This is a genomic window from Pseudomonas sp. SCA2728.1_7 (assembly GCF_018138145.1).
In the GTDB taxonomy this organism is placed as follows: Bacteria; Pseudomonadota; Gammaproteobacteria; order Pseudomonadales; family Pseudomonadaceae; genus Aquipseudomonas; species Aquipseudomonas koreensis_A.
Window position 1 is genome coordinate 3,535,332 of sequence record NZ_CP073104.1, and the last position, 11,370, is coordinate 3,546,701.

Below are 11,370 nucleotides of genomic sequence, written 5' to 3' on the forward strand. Positions count from 1 at the left end.
GCCTGCAACAAAAAACAGCAATCAAACGTGCAGACGCAAAAAAGCCGGGAATTTCCCGGCTGCCGCATCATACACACGTTTTCCCAAAGGATCACCCCGCCCGAGGTTTTAGCCGCCGGGCGGAATGATTCAGGTCAACGGCGTATCAAGGCTTGGCTTTTTCCAGGTAATGGAAAAAGTCGCTGCTTGGGTCGAGGACCAATACGTCGGATTTGTTCGCGAAGCTTTCACGGTAGGCGCGCAGGCTACGGTAGAAACTGTAGAACTCCTGATCCTGACCGTAGGCCTTGGAATAGATCGCAGCGGCCTGGGCGTCGCCGTCACCGCGAATCTCTTCGGATTCACGATAGGCTTCAGCCAGCAACACGCGACGCTGACGATCGGCGTCGGCACGGATGCCTTCAGCCAGCTCGTTACCCTTGGCGCGGTGCTCGCGTGCTTCACGCTCACGCTCGGTGCTCATACGTTCGAACACGCTGCGGTTTACTTCTTTCGGCAGATCGATGGTCTTGACCCGGACATCGACCACTTCGATACCCAGCTCTTTTTCCGCCATTTTGTTCAGCGAAGCAGTGATGTCAGCCATCAGTGCGTCACGCTCACCCGACACCACTTCGTGCAGGGTGCGCTTGCCGAACTGGTCACGCAGACCGGATTCCAGACGACGGGACAGACGCTCGTCGGCGATTTGCTTGAGGCCGGAAGTTGCGGTGTAGAAGCGCTCGGCATCTTTCACGCGCCACTTGGCATAAGCGTCGACCATCACGGCTTTCTTTTCCAGGGTCAGGAAACGCTGTGTCGGTGCATCCAGCGTCATCAGACGCGCGTCGAATTTACGCACCTGGTTAACGTAAGGCACTTTCACATGCAGACCTGGCTGAACATCCGCCTGAACTACACGACCGAATTGCAGCAGTACCGCACGCTCGGTCTGAGCGACGATGTAGAAGCAGTTCCAGCCCACCAGCACGACAACGACGCCAACAATAAGGGCGATCAGCGATTTATTGCTCATCAGCGGGTCTCCCTTGTGCGCGACTGCGGCAGGTCAGTGACATGCGGCGTGGCGTCCGTGTTGTTGCTGGCGGCAGCCGAACCGGTAACCGGTGCATTGCTGCCCGAGCTGTTCTGAATCATTTTGTCCAACGGCAGGTAAAGCAGGTTGCTCTGGCCGTTTTTGTTGCCGGTCACGAGTACCTTGCTGGTGTTGCTGAAGACTTCCTGCATGGTGTCCAGGTACAGACGCTGGCGGGTAACTTCAGGTGCCTTGCGGTACTCGGCAACCAGTTTGGTAAAGCGATCAGCCTCACCCTTGGCGCGCGAAACCGTTTCGTCACGATAACCGTTGGCATCCTCAAGGAGGCGCTGGGCCTGGCCACGCGCTTCCGGCACGACACCGTTGGCGTAGGTTTCAGCCTGGTTGCGCGAGCGCTGCTCGTCTTCACGGGCGCGGATCACGTCGTCGAAGGCTTCCTGCACTTCACGCGGTGCCGCTGCGCTCTGTACGTTGACCTGAGTGACGGTGATACCGGTGCGATAGGTATCGAGGAAACGTTGCAGACGCTCCTTGATTTCGCTGGCCATCAATTCACGACCTTCAGTCAGCACCTGGTCCATGGCGGTGGAACCCACCACGTGGCGCAGGGCGCTGTCGGTCGCATGCTGCAGGCTGATTTCCGGCTGATCGACGTTCAGCACGAAGTCCTGCAGGTTGCTGATCTTGTACTGCACGGTCAGCGGCACTTCGACGATGTTCTCGTCTTCGGTCAGCATCTGGCCCTGCTTGGTGTAGGCACGCTCACGCGTGACGTTTTCCATGTACTTCTTGTCGATCGGCGGGAAGTAGATGTTCAGGCCCGGGCCGACAGTCTCGTAATACTTGCCGAAGCGCAGCACCACGGCCTGCTCCTGCTCGTCCACCACGTAGACCGCGCTGTACAGCCAGACAGCCGCCAGCACGACGAGGCCGATGCCGAGCAGACCGCCGAAGCCGCCGCTGCTCTTGCCCGAACCACCGCCGTCATCACCACGTTTCTTACCACCACCGAACAACCCGTTCAGGCTTTCCTGCAGCTTTCGGAAGGCCTCGTCGAGATCCGGTGGCCCCTTGCGGTCGCCGTTATTGCGGCGTTTGCCACCCCAAGGATCCTGATTATTCGAGTTGCCACCCGGCTCATTCCAAGCCATAGCGCTCTCCATCTGATAAAGCAAAGACGCACCCACGGCGCGCCGACCAATGCTACAGAATGCCTGCCGTTGCGGCACAACCGCTTTGTCAGGCTTTTATTGCAAAGTGTGTTGCTCGATGAACTCCATCGGCTGCAATCCTTCGCGGCTTACCAGTCGATTCAACTCGACACGGGGCAAACGAACGGCCAGCAGACTGATGCCTTCTTCGTCATGCTCTTCTTTCTGCACCGCACCGAGTTCGAAAAACTGCGCACGCAGTCGGGCGAATCGTTGCGGCAAGCGCAAGGTACCGATAAACAAATCACTGCCAAGTAATTCAGCGATGGCTTGCTCAAGCAATTCCAGACCACTGCCATCACGCGCCGACAGCCAGACCCGCTGGGGCTTGCCGTTTTCGTCGCGCTGGATTTGCGGCTCAACGCCTTCAAGCAAATCGAGTTTGTTATAGACCTCGAGGATCGGCAAGTCCTGGGCACCAATCTCGCCCAGCACTACCATCACCTGCTCGATCTGCAACATGCGATCCGGTTCGGCCGCATCGATCACGTGCAACAGCAGATCGGAATTGCTCGACTCTTCGAGGGTAGACCGAAATGCTTCGACCAGCTTGTGCGGCAAGTGACGAATGAAGCCCACCGTGTCCGCCAGAACGATCGGCCCCAGGTCGTCAATGTCGAGACGGCGCAAGGTCGGGTCCAGCGTGGCGAACAATTGGTCGGCCGCGTAGACGTCGGATTTCGTCACGTTGTTGAAGAGTGTGGACTTACCGGCGTTGGTATATCCCACCAGAGACACGGTCGGAATATCGGCACGGGAACGGCCGCGGCGCGATTGCTCGCGCTGGCTGCGCACCTTCTCCAGCCGGCCCTTGATCTGGCGCAGGCGGACCCGCAGCAAACGGCGGTCGGTTTCCAGCTGGGTTTCACCCGGACCGCGCATGCCGATACCGCCACCCTGACGCTCAAGGTGAGTCCAGCCGCGAACCAGCCGCGTGCTCATGTGGTCAAGCTGGGCCAGTTCAACCTGGAGCTTGCCTTCATGGGTGCGGGCGCGCTGGGCAAAAATATCGAGAATCAGACCCGTACGGTCGATCACGCGACACTCGAAAACACGTTCGAGGTTACGTTCCTGACTGGGCGTGAGGATGTGATTGAAAATCACCAGATCGGCTTCTTCAGCCTTGACCAGGTCGCGCAGTTCCTCGACCTTGCCGCTGCCGATCAGATATTTGGCGGTTGGCCGATGACGCGGCACGTTAAAAAACGCAACGGTCTCGGCGCCGGCCGAATTAGCCAATTCCTGAAACTCCTGCGGATCTTCGCGCGCCTCAGGGTCCTGTCCATCCAAGTGAACGAGGATCACTCGCTCACCACCACCGTGGCGCTCAAAGAACAAAGGAGACTCCTATCAGGCGTTACCTGGCTCAGCGTCACCTGCTTCGGATTCGGTTGCGCTAGGCAGACGAATTGGACGAACCGGCACTACTGTCGAGATAGCGTGTTTGTAAACCATCTGGCTTACGGTGTTTTTCAGCAGGATCACGAACTGGTCGAACGACTCGATCGTGCCTTGCAGTTTGATACCGTTGACCAGATAGATGGAAACCCCAACTTTCTCTTTACGTAAAGTATTCAAGTAAGGGTCTTGTAGCGAATGCCCTTTTGACATGTGCCGCACTCCTTTAAGGATTCAATAATAAAAATAGGTAATTCAGATGGCTTTGGCCGTCACACCCCCAAGGATAGACGGCAATTGCAAGGACTCAGCTCAATATGGAGATGGTCCCAAGGTATTTCAAGGCGCGTGGCAGATTGTCGCAATCAAGACTGTCCAGCCAGTGTAGATCTTCCCAGCTGCGCAGCCAGGTGAACTGGCGTTTGGCCAACTGGCGCGTGGCGATGATGCCGCGCTCCTGCATTTCGGCTAACGTCAGCTTGCCATCCAGGTAGTCCCAGACTTGGCGGTAGCCTACCGCACGTATAGACGGCAACCCTGAATGCAGGTCACTTCTTTTACGCAGGGCTACGACCTCGTCGATGAACCCCTGTTCCAACATATTTGTGAATCTTTGTTTAATGCGCTCGTGCAGTACCTGACGATTCGCCGGGGCAATGGCCAAGTTCGCGACAGTATAGGGCAATTGTTGCAGTCCCGAAGCGGCTGCTTCAGTACTTTGCGCAGATTGTTGCTGGCGCAGCTCTGTCATGCTCTGACCGCTGACTCGATAAACTTCCAGCGCGCGACTCAGGCGCTGCGGATCGTTCGGGTGAATCCGCGCCGCTGACACCGGGTCAATGATCGCCAATTGGTCGTGCAGGGCTTGCCAGCCAAGGCGTGCAGCCTCTTCTTCGATCTGCGCGCGGACGTCAGGATCGGCGGCCGGCATGTCTGCCAGGCCTTCGACCAAAGCCTTGTAATAGAGCATTGTGCCGCCGACCAGCAGCGGAATTTTTCCGCGCGCGGTGATCTCGGCCATGGCTTGCAGGGCATCGCGACGGAAATCCGCAGCCGAATAAGCCTCAGCCGGGTCGAGAATATCGATCAAACGGTGCGGATATTCGGCAAGCAGTTCTTTCGAAGGCTTGGCCGTGCCAATGTCCATGCCGCGATAAACCAGCGCCGAATCGACACTGATCAACTCGCACGGCAACACCTTGGTCAGCTCGATGGCCAGATCGGTCTTGCCCGCAGCGGTCGGGCCCATCAGGAAAATCGCTGGAGGGAGCTGGCTCATCAACGACCGCGCAAGAACAGTTTGTCCAGATCGTCCAGGCCCAATTGGGTCCAGGTCGGTCGGCCATGGTTGCATTGACCGCTGCGCTCGGTGTTTTCCATGTCACGCAGCAGGCCGTTCATTTCCGGCAGGGCCAGGCGCCGGTTGGCGCGAATCGCGCCGTGACAGGCCATGGTGCCGAGCAGTTCGTTGAGGTGCGCCTGAATCCGGTCGCTGGTGCCGTATTCCATCAGGTCCGAGAGCACGTCGCCGACCAGGCGGTTGGCTTCGGCCTGCTTCAACAAGGCTGGAATCTGCCGGATCGCCAGGGTTTCCGGGCCCAGACGCTGCAATTCAAAGCCAAGGCGCTGGAACCATGCGGCGTGTTCTTCAGCGCAATCGGCTTCGCGCTGACTGACCGCCAGCGACTCCGGCACCAGCAATGGCTGACCACTGAGGCCTTCGCTGGCCATGGCGATTTTCAGTCGTTCGTACATGATCCGCTCGTGAGCGGCGTGCATGTCCACCAGCACCAGCCCTTGGGCGTTTTCGGAAAGAATGTAGATGCCCTTGAGTTGCGCCAGTGCGTAACCGAGTGGCGGAATATCTTCCTGACCGGCCGGCAATGCGTTGGCATTGGCCTCAGGCAGCGGCGCGAAAAACTCGCGATACGCTGCTTGAGCCTCAGCCGCCGGCGGCACGGCCGATTGCGGACGCGGCGTGTATTGATACTGATAGGCGCCGCCAGCGCTGGCACCGGACGAGGTATTGAACGCCGGTTGCGCCTGCGGTTGCTCCAGCAGCGCATTGGCCGCCAGACGCATTTCACCCTGCGGGCCGAACTCACCGGCATCAAGTCCTGTCGGCCGCACGACGGCTGTGGTCACGGAACCGGCAAGCTGATCTTCCGGACGCACATCGCCCAACGCGCGGTGCAAGGTGCCGTAAAGGAAGTCATGCACCATGCGCCCGTCGCGGAAGCGCACTTCGTGTTTGGTCGGGTGGACGTTGACGTCGACCGCCGCCGGATCAACCTCGAAAAACAGTGCGAAGGTCGGGTGGCGACCATTGAACAGCACATCGCGATAAGCCTGACGCACCGCGTGGGCGACCAGTTTGTCGCGCACCGCCCGGCCGTTCACAAAGAAATACTGCAAATCCGCCTGGCTACGGTTGAACGTCGGCAAACCGACCCAACCCCACAAGTGCAAGCCGTTGCGCTCGATCTCGATCGGCAGCGCCTGCTCGAGGAAACCCGAGCCGCAAATCGCCGCCACACGCCGGGCGCGGGCCGCATCATCGTGGGCCTCGTGCAGGCTGAGGATGGTCTTGCCGTTGTGGCGCAGATGGAATGCCACATCGAAACGCGCCAGCGCCAGACGTTTGATCACTTCTTGCAGGTGATCGAATTCGGTTTTTTCGGTCTTGAGGAATTTGCGCCGCGCCGGGGTGTTGAAGAACAGGTCACGAACTTCCACCGAAGTGCCGACCGGATGCGCTGCCGGTTGCACCCGAGGCGCCATGTCGCGGCCTTCGGTTTCCACCTGCCACGCTTGGTCTGCATCGCGCGTGCGCGAGGTCAGGGTCAGGCGCGCCACGGAGCTGATCGAAGCCAGTGCTTCACCACGGAAACCGAGGCTCATCACCTGCTCAAGGTCTTCCAGATTGCGAATCTTGCTGGTGGCGTGACGGGCCAGGGCCAGCGGCAGGTCGTCGGCGGAAATTCCGCTGCCATCGTCGCGCACACGCAGCAGCTTGACGCCACCCTGCTCGACGTCGACATCAATGCGCTTGGCGCCGGAGTCGAGGCTGTTTTCCAGCAATTCCTTGATTACCGAGGCCGGGCGTTCAACCACTTCACCCGCGGCGATCTGGTTCGCCAGCCGTGGGCTGAGCAGTTCGATGCGGGCAGCGGCGTTCAGCACTTCGTTCATTCTTTGGACGCCAGTTCGGTGCCTGGAATGGTCAGGTGCTGACCGACTTTCAACTCATCGCTTTTCAGGTTGTTGGCCGCGCGCAACGTGGCCGGCGACACCTGATAGCGCACGCCGATCATTGCCAGCGTTTCACCCGGGCCAACGCGGTGGTCGCGCGGGCCTTGGGCGATCTTGCCGGAATCACGCAGCCATGCGATGTACGTGCCCGGTGGCGGATTTTGCTGGAAGAACTGGCGCACGCCGCTGCTGATCGAACGCGCCAGCGCTTGCTGGTGGCTCGATGCCGAGAGCTTGTTCGCTTCGTTAGCGTTGGAGATGAAGCCGGTTTCGACCAGGATCGACGGGATGTCCGGCGACTTCAGCACCATGAACCCGGCCTGCTCCACACGCTGTTTGTGCAGTGGCGTGACGCGACCGATGTTGGTCAGAACTTTCTGGCCGACGTTGAGGCTGGAAGTCAGCGAGGCAGTCATCGACAGGTCGAGCAACACGCCCGCGAGCATGCGGTCCTTGTCGTCGAGGCTGACGTTGCCGGCACCACCGATCAAGTCGGAACGGTTTTCGCTGTCAGCCAGCCAACGCGCGGTCTCGGAAGTTGCGCCGCGATCAGACAGGGCAAACACCGAAGCGCCGAAGGCGGCAGCAGACGGCGCGGCGTCGGCGTGAATCGAGACGAACAGGTCGGCGCCCTTCTTGCGAGCGATCTCGGTACGGCCGCGCAACGGGATGAAGTAGTCGCCGGTACGGGTCAGTTCGGCGCGGAAGCCTTTCATGCCGTTGACCTGACGCTGCAACTCGCGGGCGATCTGCAGTACCACGTCTTTTTCACGCTGACCGCGCGAGCCGGACGCACCCGGGTCTTCGCCACCGTGGCCGGCGTCGATCACGACAATAATGTCGCGCTTGCCGGCCGGAGCTGGCGGCAGCTTGATCGCAGGTTCGGTCGGGGTTACCGGCACCGCTGGCACGGTCGCCACCTGCGGCGTTGGCGCAGGCGGCGGTGCGGCGTCGGCCGGGTTGTCGAACAGATCGACCACCAGACGGTTGCCATACTGCGCGTTCGGCGCCAGCGAGAAGCTTTTCGGCGTGACGGCCTTCTTCAGGTCGATGACCACGCGCAGGTCGGTCGGCGTACGCTGGGCCGAACGCATTGCGGTGATTGGCGTGTTCGCGGTCTGCACATTCAGCGGTGCGCCGAGGGTGGCGCCGTTGATGTCAATCACCAGCCGGTCCGGCGAGGTCAGGGTGAAGACGCTGTGCTGCACCGGGCCACTCAGGTCGAAGACCAGTCGCGTGTTGTCCGGCGCCCGCCACAGGCGCACGCTGTTGACCTTCGAATCGGCCACAGCGTTGACGGTTACTGCCATCAACAACAGTCCAGCGGCAGCCACCAACGCGCGAAAGCGCATACCTAACCCCATCATTTAATTGGATTCCAATGCCAAAGCGGCACACCAGGCCTCGCCACGCGAGCCCTGGGATAAAATTTTCAGCGAACGCCCGCTGTCTTGCGGGCTAATGGTAATGGTCAGGTCAGGCTTTGGCAAAAAGCCTGCACCTTTATCGGGCCATTCGATCAGGCACATCGCGTCGTCTTCGAAGTAGTCGCGGATGCCGAGAAACTCCAGCTCTTCCGGATCGACCAGGCGATACAGGTCGAAGTGGAAGGCGCGGATGTCACCGATTTCGTAAGGTTCGACCAAAGTGAAGGTCGGACTTTTTACCGAACCAACGTGGCCCAAGCCTCGAATGATGCCCCGCGACAGGGTGGTTTTGCCCATGCCCAGGTTGCCTTCGAGAAAAATCAGGCCATGACCCTGGGTCACGCGGGCGATCCGTGCGCCAAAGTCGCTCATGGCCTGTTCATCGGCCAGGTACAGGGTTACTTCAGACACGGTGCTTGCTCCTCCAACAACTGACGAATGGCTGGAATCAGATCACTGGCCGCCAGCCCACGGCCGAATTTTCCTTGTTGCCTACCGGCATTGGCGTGCAGCCAGACGGCCAGGCAGGCGGCATCGAAGGCGTCCATGCCTTGCGCCAGCAGCGCACCGATCAAACCGGCCAGCACATCACCCAACCCGGCTGTGGCCATGGCGGGATGACCTTGATGACACAGCGCCAGGCGTCCATCGGTATGCGCGATCAGGCTGCCGGCGCCTTTCAATACCACAACCGCTGTATATTTTTTGCTCAATGCCAGCGCCGCCGCCGGACGATCCGCCTGCACTTGTGCGGTGCTGATTCCCAGCAAACGCGCGGCTTCGCCCGGATGCGGGGTGATCACGCAATCCTTGGGCAACTCAACGAAACCGCTGGCCAGCAGGTTCAGCGCATCGGCGTCCCACACTTGCGGCAATGCTGCGTTGGCGGCCGCCGACAACAGTGCGCGGCCCCAACTGGCCTGCCCCAGTCCCGGGCCGACCACCAGCACAGAAACCTTCTCCAGCAAACCCATCAACTGATTGGCAGAAGACACGCCGAGCGCCATGGCTTCCGGCACTCGACTCAGCGCTGCGGGGATATGTTCAGGACGGGTCGCCAGCGACACCATGCCCGAGCCAGTGCGCAGGGCCGTTTCCGTGCTGAGCAAAATCGCTCCGCCAAACCCGTGATCGCCGCCGATCAGCAACACATGGCCGAAACGGCCCTTGTGCGAAGTCGGTGCGCGCGCCGCCAGCCTCGGAAGATTAGCCGTGTTGAGCCGTTGGGCGATGACAGGAATGTCACGATAGATGTCGGCGCTGGCGTGCAAATCGTTAAATACCAATTGGCCGACATGATCCGCCGCGTCGCCGGTGAACAGGCCGATTTTCAGCCCGATAAAGGTCACCGTAAGATCAGCCTGCACAGCGGCGCCCAGAACATGCCCGGAGTCGGCGCTCAGACCTGAAGGGATATCAACGGCTATCACCGGCAAACCGCTGGCGTTGATTGCTTTGATCGCCGACACGTAAGGCTCGCGCACATCCCCGCTCAGACCCGTGCCGAGCAATGCATCGAGAATGACCCCGCGCAATTCGCGTTCAGCCTGCCAGCCCTGCACCGCAACACCTTCAGCCAATGCCTCGGCATGGGCCAGCGCGGCATCGCCTTGCAAACGCTGCGGATCGCCGACCGCCAACACCCGCACCCGCCAACCGGCTCGCTGCGCCATGGTTGCGACCAGATAACCGTCACCGGCGTTGTTGCCATGCCCGGCCAGCACCGTCAGTTCAGTCGCCGAAGGCCATTGCCGAACCAGCGCGCGCCACGTCGCATGCGCGGCGCGCTGCATCAATTCGAAGCCCGGCGTACCGGCGGCAATCAGCCGTGCATCGAGTTCGCGCACCTGTGCGGCGCCATACAGCGCGTCGGGTAATTGATCTTTCGTGTGCGGCATGCGTCTTCGGGCTCCGATGTCTGGCAGAATTATACGCACCTCAGCTCCGGTTTCTCTCGCCTCATGTCCGCCATCACCACAGACCTGCCCGCCCTCGCCCAATCGATCAAGGATTGGGGCCGCGAGCTGGGCTTCCAGCAAGTCGGCATCAGTGGCCTGGATCTGGCCGAGCATGAGCAGCACCTGGAGCGCTGGCTCGAGGCCGGCTACCACGGCGAAATGGACTACATGGGCGCCCATGGCAGCAAACGCTCGCACCCCGAAGAGCTGGTGCCGGGCACGTTGCGCGTGGTTTCGCTGCGCATGGACTACCTGCCCGGCGACACACAAATGGCGCAAATGCTCGCGCAACCGGAAAAAGCCTACGTGTCGCGTTATGCCTTGGGCCGCGATTACCACAAATTGATCCGTAAACGTGTGCAGCAATTGGCTGACAAGATTCAGGCGCAGATCGGACCGTTCGGTTTCCGTGCGTTTGTCGACAGCGCCCCGGTGCTGGAAAAAGCCATCGCCGAACAGGCCGGGCTGGGCTGGATCGGTAAAAACACTCTGGTACTGAATCGCAAGGCTGGCAGTTATTTCTTTCTCAGCGAACTGTTCGTCGACCTGCCGTTGCCGGTGGATGAGCCGCACAGCACTGAACATTGCGGCCGCTGCACCGCGTGCCTGGACATTTGCCCGACTAACGCCTTCGTCGGCCCGTATGTGCTGGACGCGCGGCGCTGCATTTCCTATCTGACCATTGAACTGAAAAGCGCCATTCCCGAGGATTTGCGACCGCTGATCGGCAATCGCGTGTTCGGCTGTGATGACTGTCAGATTTGCTGTCCGTGGAACCGTTTCGCCAAGCCTTCCGGGGAAAGCGATTTCAAGCCACGGCACAATCTCGACAATGCCGAATTGGCTGAGCTGTTTTTGTGGGATGAAGAGAAGTTCTTGAGCAGCACCGAAGGTTCGCCGTTGCGGCGTGCGGGGTATGAGCGCTGGTTGAGGAATCTGGCGGTGGGGCTGGGCAATGCGCCTTCAACGATTCCGGTACTGGAAGCGTTGAAGGCGCGACGGGATTATCCGTCAGAGTTGGTTAGAGAGCATGTGGAGTGGGCGCTGGAGCGGCACTCCAGACCTTCAAACCCATAAGCGGCAAGCAA

Annotated in this window: 10 protein-coding genes; 1 reads left to right on the forward strand and 9 read right to left on the reverse strand. The window is 60.3% G+C overall.

Annotated features, from left to right (window positions below):
• Window positions 1–145: 145 nt before the first annotated feature.
• From hflC to KBP52_RS15840, 9 genes are all read right to left on the reverse strand, one after another.
• Window positions 146–1,015 (reverse strand): protease modulator HflC, encoded by an 870-nt coding sequence (gene hflC, locus KBP52_RS15800; RefSeq protein WP_077570635.1) that lies wholly within the window; start codon window positions 1,013–1,015, stop codon window positions 146–148.
• Window positions 1,015–2,187 (reverse strand): FtsH protease activity modulator HflK, encoded by a 1,173-nt coding sequence (gene hflK / locus KBP52_RS15805; protein ID WP_077570634.1) that lies wholly within the window; start codon window positions 2,185–2,187, stop codon window positions 1,015–1,017. Before hflK ends, hflC begins: the two co-directional genes overlap by 1 nt.
• 96 nt (window positions 2,188–2,283) lie before the next feature.
• Complete coding sequence (hflX, locus tag KBP52_RS15810) at window positions 2,284–3,585, reverse strand: ribosome rescue GTPase HflX (RefSeq protein ID WP_077570632.1); 1,302 nt, start codon at window positions 3,583–3,585, stop codon at window positions 2,284–2,286.
• A gap of 12 nt (window positions 3,586–3,597) precedes the next feature.
• A complete protein-coding gene (gene hfq, locus KBP52_RS15815; protein WP_007902656.1) occupies window positions 3,598–3,858 on the reverse strand; it encodes an RNA chaperone Hfq in 261 nt (86 codons plus the stop codon).
• 94 nt (window positions 3,859–3,952) lie between these two features.
• On the reverse strand, window positions 3,953–4,924 hold the full coding sequence (gene miaA, locus KBP52_RS15820; RefSeq protein ID WP_212620515.1) for a tRNA (adenosine(37)-N6)-dimethylallyltransferase MiaA: 972 nt from the start codon (window positions 4,922–4,924) through the stop codon (window positions 3,953–3,955).
• Window positions 4,924–6,825, reverse strand: a complete 1,902-nt coding sequence (gene mutL, locus KBP52_RS15825; RefSeq protein ID WP_175559558.1) for a DNA mismatch repair endonuclease MutL — start codon at window positions 6,823–6,825, stop codon at window positions 4,924–4,926. The genes miaA and mutL overlap by 1 nt, the downstream gene beginning before the upstream one ends.
• Window positions 6,826–6,833: 8 nt before the next feature.
• Window positions 6,834–8,264 carry an N-acetylmuramoyl-L-alanine amidase gene (locus tag KBP52_RS15830; RefSeq protein ID WP_007915807.1) on the reverse strand — a complete coding sequence of 477 codons (1,431 nt, stop codon included), beginning with the start codon at window positions 8,262–8,264 and terminating at the stop codon, window positions 6,834–6,836.
• Entirely contained in the window at window positions 8,265–8,735 is a 471-nt protein-coding gene (tsaE, locus tag KBP52_RS15835) for a tRNA (adenosine(37)-N6)-threonylcarbamoyltransferase complex ATPase subunit type 1 TsaE (protein ID WP_116031930.1), read from the reverse strand. It abuts the gene before it with no gap.
• The gene (locus KBP52_RS15840; protein ID WP_212620516.1) at window positions 8,723–10,222 is read right to left on the reverse strand and encodes an NAD(P)H-hydrate dehydratase; all 1,500 of its coding nucleotides are present in this window, start codon (window positions 10,220–10,222) and stop codon (window positions 8,723–8,725) included. The genes tsaE and KBP52_RS15840 overlap by 13 nt, the downstream gene beginning before the upstream one ends.
• Before the next feature lie 63 nt (window positions 10,223–10,285).
• On the opposite strand from KBP52_RS15840, the gene queG reads away from it, so the two are divergent.
• Entirely contained in the window at window positions 10,286–11,359 is a 1,074-nt protein-coding gene (gene queG / locus KBP52_RS15845; protein ID WP_077570622.1) for a tRNA epoxyqueuosine(34) reductase QueG, read from the forward strand.
• The last annotated feature ends 11 nt before the right edge of the window (window positions 11,360–11,370 follow it).

Bases quoted from the DNA above. Each gene is read 5' to 3' on its own strand.
- KBP52_RS15830 (WP_007915807.1), bottom strand. From the start codon at position 8,264: ATGATGGGGTTAGGTATGCGCTTTCGCGCGTTGGTGGCTGCCGCTGGA.
- queG (WP_077570622.1), top strand. From the start codon at position 10,286: ATGTCCGCCATCACCACAGACCTGCCCGCCCTCGCCCAATCGATCAAG.
- hflK (WP_077570634.1), bottom strand. From the start codon at position 2,187: ATGGCTTGGAATGAGCCGGGTGGCAACTCGAATAATCAGGATCCTTGG.
- hflC (WP_077570635.1), bottom strand. From the start codon at position 1,015: ATGAGCAATAAATCGCTGATCGCCCTTATTGTTGGCGTCGTTGTCGTG.
- hfq (WP_007902656.1), bottom strand. From the start codon at position 3,858: ATGTCAAAAGGGCATTCGCTACAAGACCCTTACTTGAATACTTTACGT.
- miaA (WP_212620515.1), bottom strand. From the start codon at position 4,924: ATGAGCCAGCTCCCTCCAGCGATTTTCCTGATGGGCCCGACCGCTGCG.
- KBP52_RS15840 (WP_212620516.1), bottom strand. From the start codon at position 10,222: ATGCCGCACACGAAAGATCAATTACCCGACGCGCTGTATGGCGCCGCA.